The organism is Pseudomonas sp. MYb541, from assembly GCF_037479595.1.
Lineage (GTDB): Bacteria > Pseudomonadota > Gammaproteobacteria > Pseudomonadales > Pseudomonadaceae > Aquipseudomonas > Aquipseudomonas canadensis.
The window spans coordinates 96,057-119,019 of record NZ_JBBGYS010000019.1; the positions used below are offsets into that span (position 1 = coordinate 96,057).

At 60.8% G+C, this 22,963-nt stretch carries 17 protein-coding genes; 12 read left to right on the forward strand and 5 right to left on the reverse strand.

The annotated features are described in order from the left end of the window. Positions 1-26 precede the first annotated feature (26 nt). Positions 27-587 carry a type 1 glutamine amidotransferase domain-containing protein gene (locus WH299_RS13985; protein ID WP_339499795.1) on the reverse strand — a complete coding sequence of 187 codons (561 nt, stop codon included), beginning with the start codon at positions 585-587 and terminating at the stop codon, positions 27-29. 200 nt (positions 588-787) lie between these two features. Here WH299_RS13985 and WH299_RS13990 point away from each other — a divergent pair, with 200 nt between their 5' ends. The 3 genes from WH299_RS13990 to WH299_RS14000 are packed head-to-tail and all read left to right on the forward strand — an operon-like array spanning position 788 to position 2,153. Then, complete coding sequence (locus WH299_RS13990) at positions 788-1,000, forward strand: hypothetical protein (RefSeq protein WP_028616595.1); 213 nt, start codon at positions 788-790, stop codon at positions 998-1,000. 2 nt (positions 1,001-1,002) lie between these two features. After that, a complete protein-coding gene (locus tag WH299_RS13995) occupies positions 1,003-1,434 on the forward strand; it encodes a hypothetical protein (RefSeq protein ID WP_028616594.1) in 432 nt (143 codons plus the stop codon). Beyond that, entirely contained in the window at positions 1,431-2,153 is a 723-nt protein-coding gene (locus tag WH299_RS14000) for a DUF72 domain-containing protein (RefSeq protein WP_339550544.1), read from the forward strand. Before WH299_RS13995 ends, WH299_RS14000 begins: the two co-directional genes overlap by 4 nt. On the opposite strand, the gene WH299_RS14005 is transcribed toward WH299_RS14000, so the two are convergent. Continuing rightward, complete coding sequence (locus WH299_RS14005) at positions 2,133-2,918, reverse strand: DeoR/GlpR family DNA-binding transcription regulator (RefSeq protein WP_339550545.1); 786 nt, start codon at positions 2,916-2,918, stop codon at positions 2,133-2,135. The two genes, WH299_RS14000 and WH299_RS14005, sit on opposite strands and share 21 nt — an antisense overlap. Before the next feature lie 121 nt (positions 2,919-3,039). Between WH299_RS14005 and WH299_RS14010 the strand changes: the two genes are divergently transcribed. Further along, a complete protein-coding gene (locus WH299_RS14010; protein WP_339550546.1) occupies positions 3,040-4,200 on the forward strand; it encodes an alpha-hydroxy acid oxidase in 1,161 nt (386 codons plus the stop codon). Between the two features lie 192 nt (positions 4,201-4,392). Here WH299_RS14010 and WH299_RS14015 read toward each other — a convergent pair whose 3' ends face one another. Further along, entirely contained in the window at positions 4,393-5,319 is a 927-nt protein-coding gene (locus WH299_RS14015; RefSeq protein ID WP_339550547.1) for an alpha/beta hydrolase, read from the reverse strand. Positions 5,320-5,482: 163 nt separating this feature from the next. On the opposite strand from WH299_RS14015, the gene WH299_RS14020 reads away from it, so the two are divergent. Both WH299_RS14020 and WH299_RS14025 read left to right on the forward strand, forming a co-directional pair. Next, positions 5,483-6,340, forward strand: a complete 858-nt coding sequence (locus tag WH299_RS14020; protein WP_339550549.1) for an SDR family NAD(P)-dependent oxidoreductase — start codon at positions 5,483-5,485, stop codon at positions 6,338-6,340. 11 nt (positions 6,341-6,351) lie between these two features. Next, positions 6,352-6,939 carry an NUDIX domain-containing protein gene (locus tag WH299_RS14025; protein WP_068934236.1) on the forward strand — a complete coding sequence of 196 codons (588 nt, stop codon included), beginning with the start codon at positions 6,352-6,354 and terminating at the stop codon, positions 6,937-6,939. A gap of 152 nt (positions 6,940-7,091) precedes the next feature. Here WH299_RS14025 and WH299_RS14030 read toward each other — a convergent pair whose 3' ends face one another. Further along, positions 7,092-7,415: a contact-dependent growth inhibition system immunity protein gene (locus WH299_RS14030; protein WP_028616587.1), complete on the reverse strand. Its 324-nt coding sequence runs from the start codon at positions 7,413-7,415 to the stop codon at positions 7,092-7,094. Beyond that, complete coding sequence (locus WH299_RS14035) at positions 7,412-12,079, reverse strand: RHS repeat-associated core domain-containing protein (protein ID WP_339550556.1); 4,668 nt, start codon at positions 12,077-12,079, stop codon at positions 7,412-7,414. The genes WH299_RS14030 and WH299_RS14035 overlap by 4 nt, the downstream gene beginning before the upstream one ends. A gap of 222 nt (positions 12,080-12,301) precedes the next feature. On the opposite strand from WH299_RS14035, the gene lexA reads away from it, so the two are divergent. From lexA to WH299_RS14065, 6 genes are all read left to right on the forward strand, one after another. Beyond that, on the forward strand, positions 12,302-12,919 hold the full coding sequence (lexA, locus tag WH299_RS14040; protein WP_028616585.1) for a transcriptional repressor LexA: 618 nt from the start codon (positions 12,302-12,304) through the stop codon (positions 12,917-12,919). Beyond that, the gene (gene imuA / locus WH299_RS14045) at positions 12,919-13,533 is read left to right on the forward strand and encodes a translesion DNA synthesis-associated protein ImuA (RefSeq protein WP_016980372.1); all 615 of its coding nucleotides are present in this window, start codon (positions 12,919-12,921) and stop codon (positions 13,531-13,533) included. The genes lexA and imuA overlap by 1 nt, the downstream gene beginning before the upstream one ends. Before the next feature lie 7 nt (positions 13,534-13,540). After that, entirely contained in the window at positions 13,541-14,953 is a 1,413-nt protein-coding gene (locus tag WH299_RS14050; RefSeq protein WP_339550550.1) for a Y-family DNA polymerase, read from the forward strand. Further along, on the forward strand, positions 14,929-18,021 hold the full coding sequence (locus WH299_RS14055) for an error-prone DNA polymerase (protein ID WP_339550552.1): 3,093 nt from the start codon (positions 14,929-14,931) through the stop codon (positions 18,019-18,021). The genes WH299_RS14050 and WH299_RS14055 overlap by 25 nt, the downstream gene beginning before the upstream one ends. A 109-nt stretch (positions 18,022-18,130) precedes the next feature. Further along, positions 18,131-19,843 carry an ATP-binding protein gene (locus WH299_RS14060; RefSeq protein WP_123477073.1) on the forward strand — a complete coding sequence of 571 codons (1,713 nt, stop codon included), beginning with the start codon at positions 18,131-18,133 and terminating at the stop codon, positions 19,841-19,843. After that, positions 19,840-22,359 carry an excinuclease ABC subunit UvrA gene (locus WH299_RS14065; RefSeq protein ID WP_339550554.1) on the forward strand — a complete coding sequence of 840 codons (2,520 nt, stop codon included), beginning with the start codon at positions 19,840-19,842 and terminating at the stop codon, positions 22,357-22,359. The genes WH299_RS14060 and WH299_RS14065 overlap by 4 nt, the downstream gene beginning before the upstream one ends. Positions 22,360-22,963 lie beyond the last annotated feature (604 nt).

Sequence of the window (22,963 nt, forward strand, 5' to 3'; positions counted from 1 at the left end):
GGCGCCTGTTTTCGTTCTGCTCAGAGTCAGCCAGCTACAGCTTTGGCGATTGCCTCGCTGAACGCTGACAAGTCGTCCGGTGTACGCGACGTGATCAACGTCCAACCATTGGCCTGGCATTCCTTGACCTCGGCATCGACCCAGCCTGCGGCGCCGGCGTTTTCCAAGTCGATACGTACACTTTTATAGGAGGTCAGGGTCTTGCCCTTGATCACACCGGCATCGATCAAGGCCCATGGCCCGTGACAGATTGCCGCCACGGTTTTACCCGCTTTGACGAACTCATTGATTAACGTCAGCGCCGCTGCATCCTGGCGCAAGGTATCTGCGTTAACAGTGCCGCCGGGGATCACCAGTGCATCGAACTCACTGCCCGATAGCTCGGACAGCGCCGCATCGGATTCCACCGACTTGTCTTTCTCGGTATCGCCGACGAAGGTCTGGGTCGTGCCGCCTTTGCTGGAACCATGGGTCACTGTCGCGCCATAGCCGCGTAGTGTTTCCAGGGGCTTGAGCAGTTCATCGCGCTCGATGCCGGTGTTGGACGTGATGACCAGAATCTTCTTGCCGTTAAGGTTTGAACTCATGATCGAGTGTCTCCTGATGGGGGTGCGAAGGATGGGGTATGGGAGAGTTGATCCGGCCCGGGCGGCAAAGGTTTAAATTAATTTGCGCTTATTTCTTGGATGGTTGGCGCGGTCAATTTCCTTGAACTATCCAAGGCTGGAGGCTTCTGCTGCATAGGTGCCCGATATTTCTGCGGGCATTCATTGATTGGAGAAACACCATGACTGCCGATAAGACCCCAGCCCCCATCAGCTCTGAAGAAGCTCAGCAGGGCACTGATAAAGCCACAAAAGGCCAGACCCTGGAGCGCCCAAATCCCAACACCGAAACCGTCGATAAAGTGCTGACGCCCACCTCGATCAAGGACACTGAGCGCCAGACCAATGCCATCAACGAGCAGGCCGCCAAGGCCGAGCGCAAGCTGGGCCATTAAACATGGCCCGTTCTATCACCGCGTTGGAGTTGGGCATCGAACTCAAACCCGACGATGATGACGGCCTCTTCAAGTGGTTTATCGCCAGCTTCCTGATGGGCAAGCGCATCCAGGCACCGATTGCCGCACAGGCCTACAAGGTGATCGTTGAAGAGCAGGGCCGCGACACGGCGCGCAAGCTGCAGCACTGCACATCGCGTGAGTTGGTCGCCATGCTCGGGCGGGCGCATTATGTGCGCTATGACGAAACCACCGCGCAACGTTTGCTCGACCTCAGCGCCAAGTTGAATGCTGAGTACGCGGGAAAGATCACGCATATGCGCAGGGCCAGCGAGAGCCGAGCGTCCTTCGAAAAGCGCCTTGGGGAATTCGATGGTGTGGGGCCCAAGACCATCGAGATTTTCATGCGCGATGCCGCCAAGGTGCTGTTTTGACGGCAACCCTGTTTGTGGGCTGTGCCGGCTGGAGTTTGCCGCGTGAGTACTGGGCAGCCTTTGCCGACGAGGGCACGCATTTGGAGCGTTATGCTTCGCGTTTCAATGCGGTGGAAATCAACAGTTCGTTCTATCGTCCGCACCTGGCGAAGACGTACGCGCGTTGGGCGCATTCGGTGCCGTCGGGCTTTGGTTTTTCGGTCAAGGTGCCCAAGCGCATCACGCATGAATTGCGCTTGCAGGGCTGCGATGCCGCACTGGATGCGTTTCTCGGGCAATGCCTGCAACTGGGTGAAAAATTAGGTTGCCTGCTGGTGCAATTGCCGCCTTCGTTGAATTACGAACCGGTTGTTGCCAACGCATTCTTCACGGCGTTGCGCCGACGTTTTACAGGCGCTGTCGTACTGGAACCACGGCACGCGAGTTGGTTAACGGCTGAAGAGATGCTGCAGGATCTGCAGATCGGGCGAGTGGCTGCCGACCCGCCGGTCATCGAGTCGGGAAATGCTCCGGCCGGTTGGCAGGGCGTGCACTATTGGCGCCTGCACGGAGCACCGCGTATCTATCACAGTGGTTATGGGCCTGAACGCATTCAGGCGTATGCGCGTTTATTGAGCGCGTCTGTTGCTGCTGGCATTCCCACCTGGTGCATCTTCGACAATACCGCCAGCGGTTTGGCCACGCCCGACGCGCTGTCCCTACTCGACCTCCACGCGTAGCACTTCCAACCCTAGCTGCTCATACGCCTCCACACTCGGTACATGCCACTCGGTAATCAACGTGTGAATACGGCTGCACGGTGCCACCACAAAAGGCTCCACGGCACCGAGTTTGTCCGCCATGGTCACCGCTACCACATGGGAGGCACTGTCGAGCAGAGCTTGTTTGACCGCCACTTCATCAAAATGCAGCGAGCTGATGCCCACTTGCGGATGCAGCGCGCACACGCCGGTGAACAGCAAATCGGCCTTGATGCCCTGGATCATGCGCACGGTTTCATGGCCGCTGGTGGACAGGGTCGCCGGGTTGAGCTGGCCGCCCGTGAGGATCACTTTCACATCGGGATGGTCGGCCAAGGCGATGGCGATCATGGGGGATGTCGTGACCACAGTGAGGCGAATCGAGCGCGGCAATGACTGGGCAATCTGCAGCGTGGTAGAGCCGGAATCGAACAGTACGATCTGCCCATCTTCCACACGGTCGGCGGCCAGCCGCGCAAGGTGACGCTTGGCTTCGTTGGTCTCGCCGACACGGGTGAAGAAGTCTTTGCCGGTGTCTTTGGGCCGGGGCAGGGCGCCACCGTGAACGCGTTGCAACAGGCCGGCGGCCGCGAGTTCGCCGAGGTCGCGGCGGATGGTGTCCGGGGACACGGCAAAGTGTTCCACCAGCTCCGAGGCGGTGACTTTGCCGTCGCGCTCCAGCAGCAACAGGATTTTCTGTTTGCGCAAAGAGGGCAGGTCGATGTCTTGATGAGTGCCGTGCATGTTTGTGCGCTTTTTTGCGGGTTTATGCGAGATTAGCCGTGCGGCTATATAAACGCAATGGCTGGTTGCGCAGCCGATGGGCGGTTACTCTCAGCATTCAGTTCAGGGAGAGGTGACCTAGATGTCGTTGATTACAACCATCGAAGATTTACGCAAGCTCGCGCAAAAACGTGTCCCACGGATGTTCTACGACTACGCTGACTCCGGCTCCTGGACTGAGAGCACTTACCGGGCAAATGAAAGTGATTTTGCCAGCATCAAGTTCCGCCAGCGAGTGGCGCGCAACATTGATGAGCGCTCGATCCGCGCCACGATGATCGGCCAGGAGATGGCCATGCCGGTGGCACTGGCACCCACCGGATTGGCCGGTATGCAGCACGCCGATGGCGAGATTCTGACCGCGCGCGCCGCCGCCGCATTTGGCCTGCGCTACACCTTGTCGACCATGAGCATCTGCTCCCTGGAAGACATCGCCGAGCACGTCGGCCAGCCGTTCTGGTTCCAACTCTATGTGATGCGCGACCGCGGCTTTATCGAACAACTGATCGAGCGGGCCAAGGCTGCCGGTGTGGATGCGCTGGTGCTGACTCTCGACCTGCAGATCCTTGGCCAGCGTCACAAGGATTTGATCAATGGCCTGTCGGCGCCGCCGAAACTGACTTTGCCGAATATCCTCAACATGGCCACCAAGCCGCGTTGGGTGATGGGCATGCTCGGCACTAAACGCCGGGGTTTCGGCAACATCGTCGGGCACGTGAAAGGCGTGGCAGACATGAGTTCGCTGTCTTCCTGGACCGCCCAGCAGTTCGATCCGCGCCTGAGCTGGGACGATGTGGAGTGGATCAAGAAGTGCTGGGGCGGCAAGTTGATCATCAAGGGCATCCTTGATGTAGAAGACGCTCGCCTGGCAGCGAACGCCGGTGCCGACGCACTGGTGGTGAGCAACCACGGTGGTCGTCAACTGGACGGTGCGCCTTCGAGCATCAGCCAGTTGCCGGCGATTGTCGAAGCGGTGGGTGAGCGCATTGAGGTATGGCTCGACGGTGGTATTCGCTCCGGCCAGGACGTGCTCAAAGCGATGGCATTGGGCGCCCAAGGCACCATGATCGGCCGCCCGCATTTGTATGGTTTGGGTGCGATGGGCGAGGCGGGTGTGACCAAGGCGCTTGAGATCATCGCTCGTGAGTTGGACGTGTCGATGGCATTGTGTGGGTATAACGATATACGCGATGTGAATCGCGAGATTTTGTTGCCCGGTACATTTCCTGAAAGCGTTTACTGAGCAAAAAAAACGTAAAAATATAAAAAGAGTTGTCCACGAAAACCGTGGGTATCTCTGTGGATAACTTTGCGAAGCCCCGGCAGGGTTGGCGATTTCGGCAGAGGTTATTATTTGATCAACTTCTGTTTTGGCCCAGTATGGGCAGGGTTTGCGCTTGACACGCAAGCGCGAACCCAGTGCCGAAATACGCTTTTACGAGTCTGCGCTTCGACCTGTGGAGTGTGTGGCAACCTCGTCCGGCATCTTCGCGTGCATCAGTTTTTCCAGCGCCTGGCCATAGCTGCGACCGGCCAGGCTCATGCTGTTGTTATGGCTGGCACCGGGCACCAATAACAGCCGCTTGGGCTCCTGGGCAGCTTCAAACAATTGCTGGCTGAAACGCGGCGGCACGTAGCGATCATCAAGGCCATGCACCACCAGCAGCGGCATATGGATGTCGGCAATCTTGTCGATGGAATCGAATTTCTGCGACAGCAACCAGCGCACCGGCAACGAGGTATTCGCCACGGCCGTGGCCACATCTGCCAGCGACGTGAAGGTGGATTCGATCACCAGCCCGCGCACCGGCAGTGGAGTCTGTTTGCCCAGCTCGGCAGCCAGGTCGATGGCCACCGCGCCCCCCAGGGAATGTCCGTAGATCAGGCGTTTATTCGGGTCCGGTTGCAGCACCTGGAAACGTTCCCAGGCGACGCGCGCGTCTTCGTAAACCGTGGTTTCCGAAGGCAGCTCGCCGTGGCTCTGGCCGAAGCCGCGATAGTCGATGGCCAGTACCGAATAACCCAGGGCGTGCAGTTGCTCGATGCGAAACAGTTGCCCGGTGAGGTTCCAGCGCACGCCGTGCAGATAGAGGACCGCGGGCGCGTCTTTCTTGTCCGCCGGGTACCACCAGCCATGGATATTCTGTCCGGCTTTGAAACTGGCCGGCTTGAGTTCGAACTCTTGCACCGCCTTGGGCAAGCCGCTGTACCAGCTGGCGGTACCCGGCTCGATGCGAAACACCAGTTCGCGCTCCTTGTGTTGCAGCACCGCGCAGCCCACCGGCAGGCCAACGATCAACAACGCCATGCACACCATGGGAAACCAGCGCAGGCTCAGGCGCGAGAGAAAACGAGAGGACATGAAGGTTCCAGGAAAAAGGTGAAGCAGGGGTTTTACCAGATGGCCCAACCAGGCAGGAATTAATTCGACAGCCGTCAACGGGGATTGCTTGCAAAGTATTACAGCATTGAACAAGGCGCGCCGAGGTTGTTAGGGTGGGCGGCCCGAACAGGAGAGCAAGCACATGGATTTCACAGGCAAAACTGCAGTCATCACCGGCGGTGCACGCGGGTTGGGTCTCAGTTACGCACGGGCTTTGGCCCAGGGCGGCGCACGGGTGGTGATCAGCGATATCGGTGCCGACAATGCCGGCGCGGGCAGTGATGCCTCGGTGGTCCAGGCCGCGGCAGAAGCCTTGCAGGCCGAAGGCTTGAAAGTGGTCGGCCACGGCGGTGACCTGTCCACGAACGCGGGCTGCGAGCAACTGATCGCCTACGCCATCGAGGCCTTCGGCCAACTCGACATCCTGATCCACAACGCCGGCTGGGTCGGTTACCAGACCATCGCCGACCTTGACGCCGCGTTCCTGCAACGCGCCATGGACATCAATCTCTACACACCGCTGTGGTTGTGCAAGCACGCCTGGCCACACCTGCTGCGCTCATCTGCGCCGCGCATCATCCTCACCACCTCCGACCGCGCCATGTACGCACAGTATGAGCAGACCGGCCTGGTGGCCTACAGCGCGGGCAAGATGGCGCAACTGGGGATCATGAACGCGTTGAGCCACGAAGGTGCTGAGGCCGGGATCAAGGTCAATGCAATCTCACCGGTCGCCAAGACGCGCATGTGGGGCGTGACCGAAGAACCGGATGAACTCAAGCCCGACTGGGTGACGCCGGGCGTGCTGTTTCTCGCCTCCTCGCAGTGCGAGGACACGGGTTATATCCTGCGCGCCAGCAACGGCCAATTCACGGCCACGCGCTTCACCGAAAACCCAGGGGTGGACTACCCGCGCAACCTCGCACGGATCAAGGCGAGTAGCGCCGAAGCAGTCGCTGCTGCCTGGAACAGCATCAAACAAACACAACCCTTTTCTTGAGAAACCCGAGCATGGACAACAGCCCCGTTCGCATCACCGCCGAAGAGACCCTCTCGGAAAACTGGTACCTGCTGAAAAAATACAGCTTCGACCTGCGCCGCCGCGACGGCAGCTGGCAAACCCAGACCCGCGAGGTATACGACCGCGGCAATGGCGCGACCATCCTGCTGTACAACCGCGAGCAGCGCACGGTGTTGCTGATCCGCCAATTTCGCATGCCGACGTTCGTCAATGACTACCCCGGCTACCTGATCGAGGCGGCGGCCGGTTTACTCGACAACGCCAGTCCCGAAGAACGTATTCGCCTGGAAGCGGAAGAGGAAACCGGGTATCGCGTGGGGCATGTGGAGAAGATCTATGCGGCGTTCATGAGCCCGGGGTCGGTGACGGAGCGGATCCACTTTTTCATGGGTGAGTATCAGCCGGGGGATCGGGTGGGGAGCGGTGGTGGGCTGGAAGAGGAGGGTGAGGATATCGAGGTGCTGGAGCTGGGGTTTGAACAGGCGCTGGGGATGGTGCAGAGCGGGGAGATTGTGGATGGGAAGACCATAATGCTGTTGCAGCATTTGGAGTTGCGGATGCTCAAAGAAGGGTGGTGAGTTCGCTGATTAGCGGGTGAATACGATCATTGTGGTGAGCAGGCGGTGCCGAATTAACTAAAAAAACCATTGCCTGGATTGGGGCCGCTGCGCGGCCCAACGCGAGCAAGCTCGCTTGCCACAGGAGTGGGTCTCGCTTTATTAAGCGTCGTTTAGTTTTTTTCATTTTTCATTTGGAGGATTCCATTTTTCAGTATTGATACGACATGTCTCAGCCAAGTGATTCCGTCGGGCCATTCGCTGCGATAATAATAATAGCAACCGATATCACTGAATAAGTAATTTTCGAGCTCTTGCTCTGTCGTTCCACTTCGCATTAGCTTATCTAGTTCTTCTTGCACTTCTAATAGCGTATCTTCAGATGATTCGGAGATAAAATATTTAATAACGTCGTCCGCTTTTTTGTGGTCATCAACCCAGTCTTGATTGAAGTAACCCGCAAGAAATTGCTGTAGCTCAGGATAGTCTTGATTCATGGGTTTGGAAATCCAGTATGAATTCGGTAGCCAGTATGCATTTTATGATCTCTACGGATTATCAGTTGAATTTCCTTTCCCGGAAGCGCTGTTGTGCTGTTCTTTTTAAAGCTCGTGCCTACGGGGTAGTTGGTTTTTTGAGTGATGACGGTTTGATTCTTTGTTCCCTTTAAAAATTTATCGATTTTTGCTTTGTTTTGATCCAGTACAGTCGATACTTCATGCTCTGCGCTGGCTCTGTCATGGAAAGTAGAGGCGGCTGGGATGTGTGGTTCTTGTTTCAAACGGTCCAACAATTGTTTGTCGCTTCTACCTATGTGCTTTTCCATTAAATGTCCTCCTGCCTTCTCATGTGCATCTAAACCTCCTCCCGGAACTATTACGCTATAGGGCCCTTCAGGACAGTTCGCGTTCTTACAGTTTAGGCCTAGAGGATCTATCCATCCGATTGGATTCTGCGCGTACTGATACGCGTTGATGCCTCCTGCCAGTTTCACCGGATCAGGCGTCAGGTAGCGACCGACATCCGGATTGTAGTAGCGATGACGGTTGTAGTGCAGCCCACTTTCTTGGTCGAAGTATTGGCCTTGGAAACGAAGCGGATTGTCCACTTTTCCTATGTCGAGACGGCTGATTTCGCCGTAGGCGCGGTAGTGCGCGGACCAGACGATTTCGCCGTTGGTATCGGTGAGTTCCTGCGGGGTGCCGAGGTGGTCGAGTTGGTAGTGGTAGGCCTTGGTTTCCTTTGGACCAAAGCCTTCCAGCAGCGCCAATGGCCGGAAGCTGTCGGGCTCGTAGAGGTAACTGCGGTGGCGATCCGTCTGGTGTTCGGCGATGAGTCTGTCGCCTTGCCAGAAAAACTCGGTAGTTGTGCTATCAACGGTCTTGCTGATGCGCCGCCCAAACGGGTCGTAGCGATAGCTGGCGGTCTGGCCGTTGGGTTGGGTGATGCCGATCAGGCGGTGCTGGCAGTCGTAGCGGTATTCGGTGACGAGTTGATGGCCTTTGCCGCGTCGTTCGCGGATGAGGTTGCCGAAGGCGTCGTAGTCGTAATGGTTGTCGCCTTGGATCATCATGCGGTTGCCGGCCACGATGTCGGGGCCGGGGCGGTTTTGCATGAGCAGGTTGCCGGCGGGGTCGTGGCCGAAGCGTTCTTGCTCGCCTTGCGAGTGGTTGGCCCGGGTGAGGCGGTTTAGCGGATCGTAGTGGTAGTGGTGGTCGCCTTTGTGGGTGTCGAGCAGGCGGGTTAGGTTGCCGGATTTGTCGTAGTCGTAATGGCGTTGGTAGAGGGTGTGTTGCTGTTGGGTGACGGCGTGGGCGTGCAGGCGTTGTTGATCGTCGTAGTGGTAGTGGCTGATCAGTTGGCCTTGTTGGCGTTGGTGTTCCTGGCCGGCCTTGAACAGGTGGGAGGTAAGGGTTTCACCGTTCAGTTCGACGGTGACTAGGTGGCCGCCTTTGCCGTGGTTGAACGCCACCCGATTGCTGTCGGGCAGGCGTAGGTTTTGCAGTTGGCCGCAGGCGTCGTAGCCATAGCGCAGCGTGCCCCAGCCTTGGTGTTCGGCGGTGAGACGGTTTTGGCTGTCGTACTCGTAGGCCAACGCCCAGTGGCCATCCTCGACGCTTAGGAGATTGCCCTGACGGTCGTAGGCGTAATCGACCCGGTTGCCATCAGGCAGGGCTTTTCTTACGAGCCGTCCGCCATAATCGCGCTCGTAGTGGGTAACCAGCTGACTACCGTCATCGCCATGCTCGGTCTTTTCCTGCAGGTTGCCGTTGAGGTCGTAGAGGTAAGCAGTGCGCTGGCCGTCAAACCCGGTTTCCTGCTGGATCAGGCCGTTGGCGTGATACTGGAGTCGGTAGGTTTCGCCTACCTCGTTTTCGATTTCGGTCAGCAGCAAACGAGTGTTGTCGTAACGGTATTTGACCTGAGTGCCATCAGCGTTGATGCGACGGCTGATCAGGTGCAGGCCGTCGGCGTATTCGTAGCGGGTGACGTGGCCGAGCTCATCGCGCTCGGAGGTGATTTTTCCGTAAGCGTTGTAGCTGTATTCCCGTGTGGCACCGCCGGGCTGAGTCAGTTTAAGCAAGCGGCCTGCGGCGTCCCATTGATACTGGGTCAGCACGCCATGTTCATCCTCGCGCGCAGCCTGCCGTCCAAGGCCGTCATAGCGATAGCGCTTAACGCCGCCATTCGGCAACTGCTCTTCAAGCAACTGACCACGCTCATTCCAGACCAGCCGATGACAGCTGTGATCTGGATACCAAACCTGGGTCAGTTGCCCGCGTTTGTTGTAGCTGTAGTCAGTCGAATGGCCGTCAGGATCGGTCTTACGCGTAACATCGCCCTGTTCATTACGCTCATATTTCCAGACCGCCTGACCCCGCCTCACAACCCGTACGAATCCATTGTCATGCTCGTAGGATGTTGGCTCATCATCCCCAAGAAACACCGCCACCAAACGTCCAGCTTCGTCGTACTGGTAGGCCGTGATCGCCCCCAACGGATCCTGCTCAACCGTCAGCCTTCCCTTGTCATCGTAGGATTTGAAGTGCTCAGCGCCGTCAGGATCCACCCGCTGCACCAGCCGCGCCCGCTGGTCATGCACATAGACTTCCTGGCTGCCATCGGCGTTTAACACTGTGACCTGGCCGTTATCGTCCCAGGCATACCGCGTGTCCATCTGCGAGAAACTGGCCCAATGGCGGACACATCGCGCGGCCTTGCCAGCTCTTTCCCACTCCCAGAAAAAACTCGCGCCACCGGCCAAGCCACGCTCAAGAATGACGTGTTGCTCGTCGTACCGATAAACCTCGCTTTCGCCTACCGCATTGGTCGCAGAAACCAACCGACCCGTCGCGTCATAGGCGTAGGAAACAAGGCACTGCTCCGTCACCCAAACAAACGGCCCGTCATCCACGTCCCGCTCAACCTGGTAATCCACCGCCACAATGCGACCCGACGCATAGCGCAAAAACAGCGAACGCCCGACGCCGTTATCCAGCCGCTCAATCTGCCCCAGATAATTCCGGGAAATGCGCAGCCGGTTGTCATACGCATCGCTGATCGCCGTCAGCACACCGTCGCGGAAGTGGTAGAAACGTGACGACTGAGCCAACACCAACTCATCGGGCAGCGACCCCAGGTAGATCGCCGCTTCAGCCAGGCTATTGGTGATCGCGGGCCGGGAAACCGTGGGCAGGGGCAGGGTAGTCGACCGGTTTTCATGATCGGTCCAAACGACTGTGTCACCCTCAACCACCAGTCGATGCGCCAGCGAATGACTCCAGCCAAACCCCAACCCGCAATCCACTTCCACCGCGCTGGTGCGATACAACCGCGCCCACTCAAACGGCAAGATTCCATCCAACGTGCTATCGGTCAGGGTCAGCAGTTCCTCACCCGTGACCATCGACACCGGGCAGCCGTTGGTGGCCGTCTTGTCCGAAGACGCCGCCGCATCCCCAGCCGGATTCTTCCCAACAGCAGGCGCATCATCCACATGTTCCTGGCGCACCAACACCGTCCGCTGGGACTTGTCCCGCACCAACGGCACCGCGTTGGCAACCACCTGATCCCCAGCCTTCAACGGCACATCCGGAATCGTCCGAATCGGCGTCGCCGAGCTGCCCAACAACATGGGCTTGGCCGCTTCGACATGCGCGTCCAACCGAGGCCCTGCCAGTTGCTCAGCCAACATCCCCAGCCATTTGCGCACCCGACCGGATTTGATATGCCCCATCACCTGGGCGCCGAGGCGCACCGCCACGCCCATGCCCGCCGTCGCCCAGATCAGCACCAGGTTGATCAGGATCTCTCCGGTGATCTCACCCATCACCTCGTTCATCTCCTGCGGCGGCAACATCCGAATCCAGCTGCAAATTGCCGACACATAAATGAACAGCAGCGGCTCATCGCTGAGCACCAACAAGCCTTTTGCGATGGACTCGCTGCCCAGTTTCAGCAGTTCATCCAGTTCGGTTTGGGACAGGTAGTGCAGGAGCTTTTCGCTGTTGGGCTTGAGGTCGGCCAGCAGGTCGCACAGTTGGGTGAGGTTGTCCCAGAGTTTGTAGAGCGCCTTGCCCATGCCGCGCAGAAACGCCGCCTCCAGCATCCTGCGTTGATCAAGCGGGCTCGCATCGGTGTAGTCCTTCCACAGCGCCTGGAAGGTGCCGGTCCACTCGTTGCGCAGACGGATTTCCAGTTCATCAATCACTGTCTGATAAGACGCATACAGCGCCTTGACGTGATCCTTGGAAACATTGGGATAGAAGCTGACCCGGTAGTGCTGGTTGCGCTCACACTCGTCGATTTCGAGAATGCCGCTCGGGCCGATGGTCTTGTGGATCGGCTCGCCGAGTGGGCCGCCGTTGGGGTCGATGCGTTGCAGCATCACCGGTGTGTTGCCGATGGGCACGAATCGCGTGCTCTGGAACATGTGCACCAGGGTCAACGTGCCGTTGGCCTGGCAGGTAGCGACGGTGCTGCTCGGGTAAAGAGAGCGGTTGATCGGCGCGACCAGCGCCACTTCGTCCCCGACCTTGAAGACCTGCTCGACATCCAACGCCGAAAAGCTCCAAAAGCTCGATGCCCAGTCGTCAAAGGTATTCAGGCATTCCCGGAAGTCGCGAAAGACAGCCTCGACATCGACCGTTTTCACCTGCATTGGGGTCAGGGCCAGCCTGCCAATGGCCGGGTTCAAGAAACAGCTCCAACAAGAAAATCCATCCGCAATCCCTCGCACTGTGTATTCAGGCGAGGGACTTTGCTGAGGTTCTAAGGGGAGGGGAGTAGAGCTAATCCGGCCGATACGTGGGATGTTTCGACAAACCTTGTCGTCCCCCACACGACTAGCGGCTATTGTCAGAGATTTCCCACAGGAGTACAAATGTACTCCATGACGACTCTAACCCCCCGCCGTACCGCCATCCTGACCTTTATCCGCGACCGCATCGCGCAGCAAGGCCAGCCTCCCAGCCTCGCCGAGATCGCCGAGGCGTTCGGCTTTGCCTCGCGCAGCGTGGCGCGCAAGCACGTGCTGGCGCTGACGGAAGCCGGGTTTATCGAGGTCAACCCGAACCAGGCGCGCGGTATTCGCCTGCTCAATCAACCGAAGCGTCCGGAATGGCTGGATGTACCGGTGCTAGGCCGTGTGGCTGCTGGTTTGCCCATCGGTGCCGATGCCGAAGTGCACAACCGCCTGCAACTCGACCCATCGACCTTCGCGAAAACCCCGGATTACCTGCTGCGCGTGCAGGGTGATTCGATGATCGAGGACGGTATTCTCGATGGCGACCTGGTGGGCGTGCGCCGCAGTGCCGAGGCCTTGAACGGGCAGATTGTGGTGGCGCGCCTGGACGGTGAAGTGACTATCAAGCGTTTCGAACGCCATGGCGACAGTGTGCGTTTGCTGCCGCGCAACCCCGCGTATCAACCTATTGTGGTCGGGCCCGATCAGGACCTGGCGATCGAAGGGGTGTTCTGCGGCTTGGTGAGGCAAGGCTGATGGGCGCCGTGGTTGCACTGGACACGCTGTTCAATGGCGGGCGTGTCTGGAAAGGCCGGCCCGCCGCGCCGCCAGCCAGTGTGTATCCCACCGGGCTGGCAGCGCTGGATGCGGTATTGCCCACGGGCGGCTGGCCGGAGGCGGCCTTGAGTGAAATCCTCATGGCCAAGGAGGGGGTGGGCGAACTGCAACTGGTGCTGCCAACCCTGGCCCGTTTATCAAAGGCGGGCGAGCGCATTGTGTTGGTGGCGCCGCCCTACACGCCGTATCCCCATGCCTGGCAGAACGCCGGGGTGGATCTGCGCCTGCTTTCGGTGATCCAGGCCGAGGAGCGCGACGCCTTATGGGCGGTGGAGCAATGCCTGCGTTCCGGCAGTTGCGGTGCGGTGTTGTGCTGGCCGCGCAAGGCTGATGACCGCGCTCTGCGGCGCTTGCAAGTGGCGGCGGAAACCGGGCAGACCCTGGCCTTTGCCTGGCGTGCCTTGAGTGAGGCGGTCAATTCATCACCGGCCGCCTTGCGCCTGGCCGTGGAGGCCAAACCTGCGCAGGTGCGGGTGCTCAAGTGCCGGGGCGGCCTGGCCCATCCGGCGCCGATTGCACTGGCGGGGCATTGAGGTTGCCATGCGTTGGGTGTGTATTGTCTTCCCGCAATTGGCGCTGGACGGGGTGCAGCGTGTGCACCCCGAGCCGGAGCAACCCCTGGTCTTGCTGGCCGGCACGCCGCAACGCCGTCTGCTGCAAACCGTCAATGATGCCGCCCGTGCCCTGGGCTTGCGTCCTGGTCAATCCCTGACGGCGGCGCATGCCCTGGTCAAGACCTTTGCCAGCGCCGAATATGATCCCGCCGAGATCGAACGCTACCAGCAGTTCCTCGCTGCCTGGGCCTATCAGTTCAGCTCCCAGGTCAGCCTGTACTATCCGCGTGCCTTGTTGTTCGAGATCGAGTCGAGTCTGGGGCTGTTCGGACCTTGGTCGCGCTTCGAAGCGCGCTTGCGCAAGGAATTGACCGAACTGGGTTTTCGTCACCGAATCGTCGCTGCGCCCAACCCGGCGGCGGCGCGAGTGCTGGCAAATATCTACGATGGCCTGGCGGTGCAGGATGACGGCTTGATGCAGGCCCTGGCGCCGCTGCCCATCGACCGCGCCGGCCTCGACCCGCAGGCCGCCACGGCTTTGTCGCGCATGGGCCTGCGCACATTGGCCCAAGTGCAGGCGCTGCCTCGGCATACCCTGGCACGGCGCTTTGAGGCCGGCCTGCTCAAGCATCTGGATGCACTGGCTGGGCAGCGGCCGCTGGCCTTGGCGTTCTATCAGCCGCCGGACCGGTTCGATGTGCGTATCGAGCTGAATTTCGACGTGCAATCCCATCAGGCGCTGCTGTTTCCGTTAAGGCGTTTGACTGGCGATCTGTCCGCGTTCCTGTGTGGCCGCGACAGTGGCGTGCAGCGTTTCGACCTGCATCTTGAACACGCCCAGGCGCCCGACAGCGTGATCAAGGTCGGCCTGCTCAGTGCCGAACGCGAATCGGCGATGCTGTTTGAATTGGCCCGTGGCCGTCTGGAGCAGGTGCAAGTTACCTCACCGGTACGCGGCTTTCGCCTGGTGGCCCAGGACCTGCCGGTGTTTGTGCCCCAGCGCCAGGACCTGTTCGACGACCGCCCGCAACAAACCCTGCCGTGGGAGCAACTGCGCGAACGCCTGCGTGCCCGCTTGGGCGATGAGGCGGTGCAGGGCTTGCGCTTTCACGCCGACCACCGCCCCGAATGCGCCTGGCAAGCGGCAGCGGATAAAACCCCGTGCCCAACCTTGAACACAGTGCAGCGCCCCGGCTGGCTGCTGAACGAACCGACCTTGCTGGGCGAGCAGGGCGTGCAGATCCTCGTGGGGCCGGAACGCATCGAGTCCGGCTGGTGGGACGGTGCCGATGTTCGTCGCGACTACTACCTGATCCAGACCCGCGCCGGCCAGCAAGGCTGGGCCTTTCGCACCGTGGGGCAGGGCGATGGCCTGTGGCTGCAGGGCTGGTTTGCATGAGCTACGCCGAGCTGCACTGCCTGTCCAACTTCAGCTTCCAGCGCGGCGCCTCCAGTGCGCTGGAACTGTTCGAACGCGCCAAGCGCCAAGGCTACAGCGCCCTGGCGATCACCGACGAATGCACCTTGTCGGGTATTGTGCGCGCCTGGCAGGCGGCGAAGGCGGTGGAGCTGCCGCTGATCATTGGCAGCGAGATGCGTATCGACAACGGCCCGAAACTGGTGCTGCTGGTGGAAGACCTCAGCGGCTACCAGCACCTGTGCCGCTTGATCACCCTGGCCCGGCGGCGTGCCGAAAAAGGCCGCTATCGCCTGCTGCGCGAGGACTTCGAGCAACCGCTGCCCGGCCTGCTGGCGCTGTGGGTGGCCGAAGACAGCGACACCCAGGCCGACGTCCAATGGCTGTGCCGAATCTTCGCGCAACGCCTGTGGCTGGCGGTGCACCTGCACTGCGGCCAGGACGATGCTCGCCATCTGGAACAACGCCTGCAATTGGCCGCCAGCCTGCATATCCCAGCTGTGGCCTGCGGCGATGTGCACATGCATGCGCGTGGCCGCCGCGCCCTGCAAGACACCATGACCGCCATCCGCCATCACGTCCCGGTGGCCGAAGCCGGCACGCGGCTGCACCCCAATGGCGAGCGGCACCTGCGCAGCCTGGAGGCGTTAAGCGCGCTGTACCCCGCGTCGTTGCTCGACGAAACCCAGGCCATTGCCCGCCGCTGCACCTTCGACCTCAGCCAATTGCGCTATCACTACCCACGCGAACTGGTGCCTGAAGGTCACGACGCCGAATCCTGGCTGCGCGCCGTGACCGAAGAAGGCATCGCCAAACGTTGGCCGCAGGGTGTCGACGCCAAGACCTTGCAGCAGATCAACAGCGAGCTGGAGTTGATCAGCGAGTTGGGTTACGAAAGCTACTTCCTCACGGTGCACGACATTGTGCAGTTCGCCCGCAGCCGCTCGATCCTGTGCCAGGGGCGCGGCTCGGCGGCCAACTCGGCAGTGTGTTTTGCCTTGGGCATCACCGAGATCGACCCGAGCCTGACCAGCATGCTGTTCGAGCGTTTTCTTTCCAGGGAGCGCAATGAGCCGCCGGATATCGACGTGGACTTCGAGCACGAACGCCGCGAAGAAGTGCTGCAATACGTGTTCCAGCGCTACGGCCGTACCCGCGCGGCGTTGACGGCAGTGGTCAGCAGTTACCACGCGTCCGGCGCGGTGCGCGATGTGGCCAAGGCCCTGGGGTTGCCGCCGGATCAGATCAATGCCCTGGCCGACTGCTGCGGGCGCTGGAGTGACGACGCGCCTCCGCTGGAGCGCCTGCGCGAAGGTGGCTTCGACCCCGACAGCCCGATCCTGCGCCGCGTGCTCACGCTCACCCAGCAATTGATCGGCTTCCCCCGGCACCTGTCCCAGCACCCTGGTGGCTTCGTGATTTCCGAATACCCGCTGGACACCCTGGTGCCGGTGGAAAATGCCGCCATGGCCGAGCGCACCATCATCCAGTGGGACAAAGACGACCTCGACGCCGTCGGCCTGCTTAAGGTGGACATCCTGGCCTTGGGCATGCTCAGCGCGATCCGCCGCTGTTTCGACCTGCTGCGCCGCCATCGCAACCGTGACATGAGCCTGGCGTCGGTACCCAAGGAAGACCCGGCCACCTACGCGATGATCAGCAAGGCCGACACCATCGGCGTGTTCCAGATCGAGTCGCGGGCGCAGATGTCGATGCTGCCCAGGCTCAAGCCGCAAACGTTCTATGACTTGGTGATCGAGGTCGCTATCGTGCGGCCGGGGCCGATCCAGGGTGGCATGGTGCACCCGTACTTGCGACGGCGGAACAAGGAGGAGGCAACCACGTATCCGTCACCCGAACTGAAAGTGGTGCTGGAGCGCACCCTGGGCATTCCGCTGTTCCAGGAACAGGTGATGCAGATCGCCATGGTCGCCGCCGATTATGGCCCCGGCGAGGCTGACCAGTTGCGCCGCTCCATGGCCGCCTGGAAACGCCACGGTGGCCTGGAACCGCACCAGGCGCGCCTGCGCACCGGCATGCTGAAAAACGGCTACAGCGAGGCCTTTGCCGCGCAGATTTTCGAGCAGATCAAGGGTTTTGGCAGCTACGGTTTCCCCGAGTCCCACGCGGCCAGTTTCGCCTTGCTGACCTACGCCAGCTGCTGGCTCAAGTGCCATGAGCCGGCGGCGTTTGCCTGTGCGCTGATCAACAGCTGGCCCATGGGTTTCTACAGCCCGGACCAGATCCTGCAGGACGCGCGGCGCCATCGCTTGCAGATCCGCCCGGTGGACGTGCAGGCCAGCGACTGGGATTGCAGCCTGGAGCCGATTGACGGCGAACAGCCGGCGATTCGCATGGGTTTGCGCATGATCGCGGGGTTTCGCGAAGAGGATGCGCGGCGTATCGAAAGCGCACGCCAGCGCCGGGCGTTCAGCGATATTGCCGACCTGGACGAGCGTGCCGGGCTGGATGCACGCGCCCAGGCACTGCTGGCGGATGCCGGCGCCTTGCGCGCCCTGGCTGGCAACCGACACAAGGCGCGTTGGGAAGTGGCCGGCGTACACAAGCAACTCGGGCTGTTTGCCGGCCTGCCGAGCCCGGACGAAGCCGTGGTGGAATTGCCGACGCCCACCGTGGGTGAGGACCTGCACGCCGACTACGCCACGGTTGGCACCACCCTAGGCCCGCATCCGTTGGCGTTGTTGCGTGCGGAACTGCGCAAGCGGCGCTGTCGCAGTTCCCAGGAGCTGATGGCGGTGGAGCATGGGCGCAATGTCAGCGTCGCCGGGCTGGTTACTGGTCGACAACGTCCCGGCACGGCCAGTGGGGTGACCTTTGTCACCCTGGAAGATGAATTCGGCAACCTCAATGTGGTGGTCTGGCGTGACCTGGCTGAGCGTCAACGCCAGGCATTGGTGGGCTCGCGGTTGTTGAAAGTAGACGGTCGCTGGGAAGCGGTGGGCGAAGTGCGGCACCTGATTGCCGGGCGCCTTACCGACCTGACGCCATTGCTGGAAGGCATCCATGTGCGCAGCCGGGATTTTCATTAGGGGCAGTGGCTTCTGCGGCCATTACCCCCTAAGTTATACAAGATGAAACCATCCGGCCCTGGTGCGCTCCAAATTTTGCGGCTGTCCTTTCTTTGCGCAGAGTTCAATGATGCAATTTTTATCCAACCCCCACGGCTGTGAAGGTTGGGCCGGAGAAATGGCCCAGCGTATCCGCGACTTCGATTGGGCGACCACCGACCTGGGCCCTATCGACCAATGGTCCACCAGCCTGACCTGCACTGTGCAGATGATGCTGGCGTCACCGGTGCCCATGGTGATGCTGTGGGGCCAATGGGGGTACATGATCTACAACGACAGCTACTCGGCCTTTGCCGGTGGCCGCCACCCGTACCTGTTGGGCACGCCGGTAGAGTTGGGTTGGCCGGAAGTCGCCGAGTTCAACCGCCATGTGATGGATACCTGCCTGGCCGGCGGCACCCTGTCGTTCAACAACAAGGACCTGGTGCTTTTGCGCAATGGCAGGCCGGAAACCGTGTGGCTGGACCTGTATTACAGCCCGGTCGCCGGCGACAACCAGCAACCGGCCGGGGTGTTGGCGATTGTGGTGGAGACCACCGAACTGGTGAAGTCCGAACAGGTGCGCCAGGAACTCACGCATAACCTGGAGCAACGGGTCGCCGCTGAAGTGCACGCGCGTTCCGCTGCCGAGGACCAACTGCGCCAGTCGCAGAAACTCGAAGCCATCGGCGGCCTGACCGGCGGCGTGGCCCACGACTTCAATAACCTGCTGCAAGTGATCGCCGGCAACCTGCATTTGCTGGCCCGCCACGAACCGGACAACGTCCAGGTGCAGCGCCGTGTCGCCGCGGCCATTGCGGCGGTGGAGCGCGGGGCCAAGCTGTCGTCGCAGTTGCTTGCGTTTGCCCGTCGCCAACCCTTGTCGCCAGCGGTGTACAACCCGCAACGCATCTACGCGGGGCTTGGTGAACTGCTGCAACGGGCGCTGGGGGAAACCATCCATATCGATGTGCAATTGCCCCAGGACTCCTGGTTTATCAACGTCGACCGCAATCAGCTGGAAAATGCGCTGCTCAACCTGGCGATCAACGCCCGGGACGCCATGCAGGGCGAAGGCGTGATCCGTATTACCGGCGAAAACATCATCCTCAACCCGGACGATTGTGTGGGCAAAAGCATCAAGCCTGGCGAATATGTGCGGCTGGCGGTGATCGACACTGGTGTCGGCATGTCCGAGTCCACGTTGAAACGGGCCTTCGAACCCTTTTTCACTACCAAGCGCGAAGGCCATGGCACCGGCCTCGGCTTGAGCATGGTGTTCGGCTTTGTGCGCCAGAGTGGCGGGCATGTGGAGATGTGGAGTGAGGAGGGCAAGGGTTCTGTGGTGCAGATGTATTTCCCCCACAGCCTGGAGCCGGAAAGCCTTGATGTGCATATCGATCAGATCCCTCAGAGTGGCGGCCAGGAAACCATCCTGGTGGTCGAGGACAATGAAGGCGTGCGCCTGACCGTCGTCGAGCTGCTTGAACAGTCCGGCTACACCGTGCTCACGGCGGATGACGGCGACCAGGCCATGCAAAAGCTGCAAGCCGGTTTGCAGCCGGAGCTGATCTTCACCGATGTGGTCATGCCTGGCCGTGTCAAAAGCACCGACCTGGCCGACTGGGCCCGTGCACAGAGTCCTCCAGTTGCAGTGTTGTTCACCTCCGGCCATACGCGTGACATTCTCTCCAGCAATCACCTGCTGAGCGCCGAAATTCATCTGCTGAGCAAGCCCTACAGCCCCGAAGCCCTGACGCAACGGGTGCGCAGCGTGCTCACCGCCCGACAAGGTTGTCCATGACTTCACAGCGCAACATCCCAGCGATCACTGCCCAGCAAAGCGGCTTCGTCCGCGTGCGCGGCGCCCGCGAGCACAACCTGCGTAACGTCGATGTGGATATTCCCCGGGATGCCCTGGTGGTGTTTACCGGTGTGTCGGGTTCCGGCAAGTCGTCCCTGGCGTTTTCCACGGTGTATGCCGAGGCGCAGCGGCGCTATTTCGAGTCGGTGGCGCCGTATGCGCGGCGGCTGATCGACCAGGTCGGTGTGCCGGACGTGAACAGCATCGAAGGCCTGCCGCCCGCCGTGGCCCTGCAACAGCAGCGCGGTACGCCGAGTGCGCGCTCGTCGGTGGGCAGCGTGACGACGTTGTCGAGCCTGATTCGCATGTTGTACTCCCGTGCCGGCAGCTATCCGCCGGGACAACCGATGCTGTATGCCGAGGACTTCTCGCCAAACCTGCCCCAGGGCGCGTGTCCGCAATGCCATGGCCTGGGCCGTGTGTATGAAGTGACCGAAGCGTTGATGGTGCCGGATCCTTCGTTGACGATTCGCCAGCGTGCAGTGGCGTCCTGGCCATTGGCGTGGCAAGGCCAGAACCAGCGGGACATCCTGGTGACCCTGGGCTACGACGTGGATATCCCGTGGCGTGACCTGCCGAAAAAGCAGCGCGACTGGATCCTGTTCACCGAAGAAACCCCCACCGTACCGGTCTACGCTGGCTTTACTCCGGAACAGACCCGCGATGCGCTCAAGCGCAAACTGGAGCCGAGCTACCAAGGCACTTTCATGGGCGCCCGGCGCTACATCCTGCACACCTTTGCCCACACCCAGAGCGCGCTGATGAAGAGGCGCGTCTCGCAGTTCATGCAGGGCAGCGCCTGCCCGTTGTGCGAGGGCAAACGCCTGACCAAGGCCGCGCTGTCGGTGAAGTTTGCCGGGGTGGACATCGGTGAGTTGTCGCAGTTGTCATTGACGCGCTTGGCCGAGTTGCTGCGGCCGGTGGCGGCGGGCCAGGACACGATGAAACTGTCGGTGGAAAAACGTCTGGCGGCCCAGCGTATTGCCCAGGATTTGCTGGAGCGGGTCAGCACGTTGACCGAGTTGGGCCTGGGTTATCTGTCCCTGGAGCGCAGTACGCCGACCTTGTCGTCCGGGGAGTTGCAGCGGCTGCGTTTGGCCACACAACTGGGCTCGCAGTTGTTCGGCGTGATTTACGTGCTGGATGAACCCTCGGCGGGCCTGCATCCGGCGGATGGCGAGGCGTTGTTCACCGCCCTGGAGCGTTTGAAAGCCGCGGGCAATTCGTTGTTTGTGGTGGAGCATGACCTGGAAACCATGCGCCGCGCCGATTGGCTGATCGACGTCGGCCCGGCGGCCGGCGAACAGGGCGGGCAGGTGCTGTACAGCGGCCCGCCCGCAGGGCTTGCGCAAATCGAGGCGTCGCAGACCCGTGAGTACCTGTTCGCAGAAAAACGCGCGCCGAACCAGGCGCGCCGCGAGCCCACCGGCTGGCTGAAACTGCAAGGGCTGACGCGCAATAATCTCAAGGACCTGAACGTCGATTTTCCGCTGGGCTGCTTCACGGCGGTCACCGGGATTTCCGGGTCGGGCAAGTCCAGCCTGGTCAGCCAGGCCCTGCTGGAACTGGTGGGCGCCGGTCTCGGGCGCGTCGTGGAAAATGACGAAGAACCGAGCCTGGAAGACGACGCGCCGCAAATCAGCGGCGGGTACATCAAAGCCGGGCTGGAGCACATCCGCCGTCTGGTGCAGGTGGACCAGAAGCCCATCGGCCGCACACCGCGCTCCAATCTGGCGACCTATACCGGCCTGTTCGACAACGTGCGCAAGCTGTTCGCGGCCACACCGGCGGCGAAGAAGCGCCATTACGATGCCGGGCAATTCTCGTTCAACGTCGCCAAGGGCCGTTGCCCGAATTGCGAAGGGGAAGGTTTTGTCAGTGTCGAGTTGTTGTTCATGCCGAGCGTGTACGCACCGTGCCCGACCTGTCATGGGGCGCGCTACAACCCAGAGACCCTGTCAGTGACATGGCAAGGCTTGACCATCGCCCAAGTGCTGGGGCTGACGGTGGAGCAAGCGGTGGACGTGTTCGCCGAACAACCGAGCGTACTGCGCCCGTTGCTGGTGCTGCGGGATATCGGCCTGGGCTACCTGCGCCTGGGCCAACCGGCCACTGAGCTGTCGGGCGGTGAAGCGCAGCGCATCAAACTGGCGACCGAGCTGCAACGCAACGCGCGGGGCGCGACCTTGTATGTGCTGGATGAGCCGACTACCGGGTTGCATCCACGGGATGTGGACCGCTTGCTCAGCCAGTTGAATCACTTGGTGGACGCGGGGCATACCGTGGTTGTGGTGGAGCATGAGATGCGCGTGGTGGCGCAGAGTGATTGGGTAATTGATATCGGGCCGGGGGCGGGGGATTTGGGCGGCAAGGTGGTTGTCAGTGGTACGCCGCAGAAAGTTGCGAAAAGCAAGGTGAGCCGGACTGCGCCGTTCCTGGCCCGAGAGCTGATTTAACTGGCAATTTCGATCACATGTGGGGGGATATTTGTGTTGGTGTACATATCCGTTGTTTAGGTAACGGCGGCTTATGGTTCCGCCCTTACGGCGGCTCACTTTTGAAAAGCGCAAAAGTAAGCAAAACGCTCTTGCCCCAACACTCGGCACCTCGCTTAGGCTCGGTGTGCCCTCACTCCGGCTTGAATCCGTGGGCCGCCGCGATGGGCCATCCTTGGCCCAGCGCGGCTAACCCGGCGTCCTGCCGGGTTACCCACGGATTCAAGCCTGCGTTCGGCCAGCGTGTTTAACGGGGCGCCTAAGATCAAGATCAAGATCAAGAGCGACTCGCTTCGCATCGTGGATACGCGGTCCTTGTAGGAGTCGGGGGGACGCCTAGTTCTTGCCGGCGAAAAACGTGAGAGCGCCGCGTTTTGTCTGGTTCCCCCGCGTCATCGTTGAAGACCATCGCTGGCAAGCCGGCTCCTACAGGACCGCGTTTGCCTTTGCTCTACACCACTCAAGCCGGCTGTCAGGCCGCTGTGCTCTTGCTTTTGATTTTGATCTTAGGCGCCCCGTCAAACACGCTGGCCGGAATTCGGCAGGGATTTGGGGGGTAAACCGG

Bases quoted from the DNA above. Each gene is read 5' to 3' on its own strand.
- WH299_RS13985 (WP_339499795.1), bottom strand. From the start codon at position 587: ATGAGTTCAAACCTTAACGGCAAGAAGATTCTGGTCATCACGTCCAAC.
- WH299_RS13990 (WP_028616595.1), top strand. From the start codon at position 788: ATGACTGCCGATAAGACCCCAGCCCCCATCAGCTCTGAAGAAGCTCAG.
- WH299_RS13995 (WP_028616594.1), top strand. From the start codon at position 1,003: ATGGCCCGTTCTATCACCGCGTTGGAGTTGGGCATCGAACTCAAACCC.
- WH299_RS14005 (WP_339550545.1), bottom strand. From the start codon at position 2,918: ATGCACGGCACTCATCAAGACATCGACCTGCCCTCTTTGCGCAAACAG.
- WH299_RS14010 (WP_339550546.1), top strand. From the start codon at position 3,040: ATGTCGTTGATTACAACCATCGAAGATTTACGCAAGCTCGCGCAAAAA.
- WH299_RS14015 (WP_339550547.1), bottom strand. From the start codon at position 5,319: ATGTCCTCTCGTTTTCTCTCGCGCCTGAGCCTGCGCTGGTTTCCCATG.
- WH299_RS14020 (WP_339550549.1), top strand. From the start codon at position 5,483: ATGGATTTCACAGGCAAAACTGCAGTCATCACCGGCGGTGCACGCGGG.
- WH299_RS14025 (WP_068934236.1), top strand. From the start codon at position 6,352: ATGGACAACAGCCCCGTTCGCATCACCGCCGAAGAGACCCTCTCGGAA.
- WH299_RS14030 (WP_028616587.1), bottom strand. From the start codon at position 7,415: ATGAATCAAGACTATCCTGAGCTACAGCAATTTCTTGCGGGTTACTTC.
- WH299_RS14035 (WP_339550556.1), bottom strand. From the start codon at position 12,079: ATGCAGGTGAAAACGGTCGATGTCGAGGCTGTCTTTCGCGACTTCCGG.
- lexA (WP_028616585.1), top strand. From the start codon at position 12,302: ATGTACTCCATGACGACTCTAACCCCCCGCCGTACCGCCATCCTGACC.
- imuA (WP_016980372.1), top strand. From the start codon at position 12,919: ATGGGCGCCGTGGTTGCACTGGACACGCTGTTCAATGGCGGGCGTGTC.
- WH299_RS14050 (WP_339550550.1), top strand. From the start codon at position 13,541: ATGCGTTGGGTGTGTATTGTCTTCCCGCAATTGGCGCTGGACGGGGTG.
- WH299_RS14060 (WP_123477073.1), top strand. From the start codon at position 18,131: ATGCAATTTTTATCCAACCCCCACGGCTGTGAAGGTTGGGCCGGAGAA.
- WH299_RS14065 (WP_339550554.1), top strand. From the start codon at position 19,840: ATGACTTCACAGCGCAACATCCCAGCGATCACTGCCCAGCAAAGCGGC.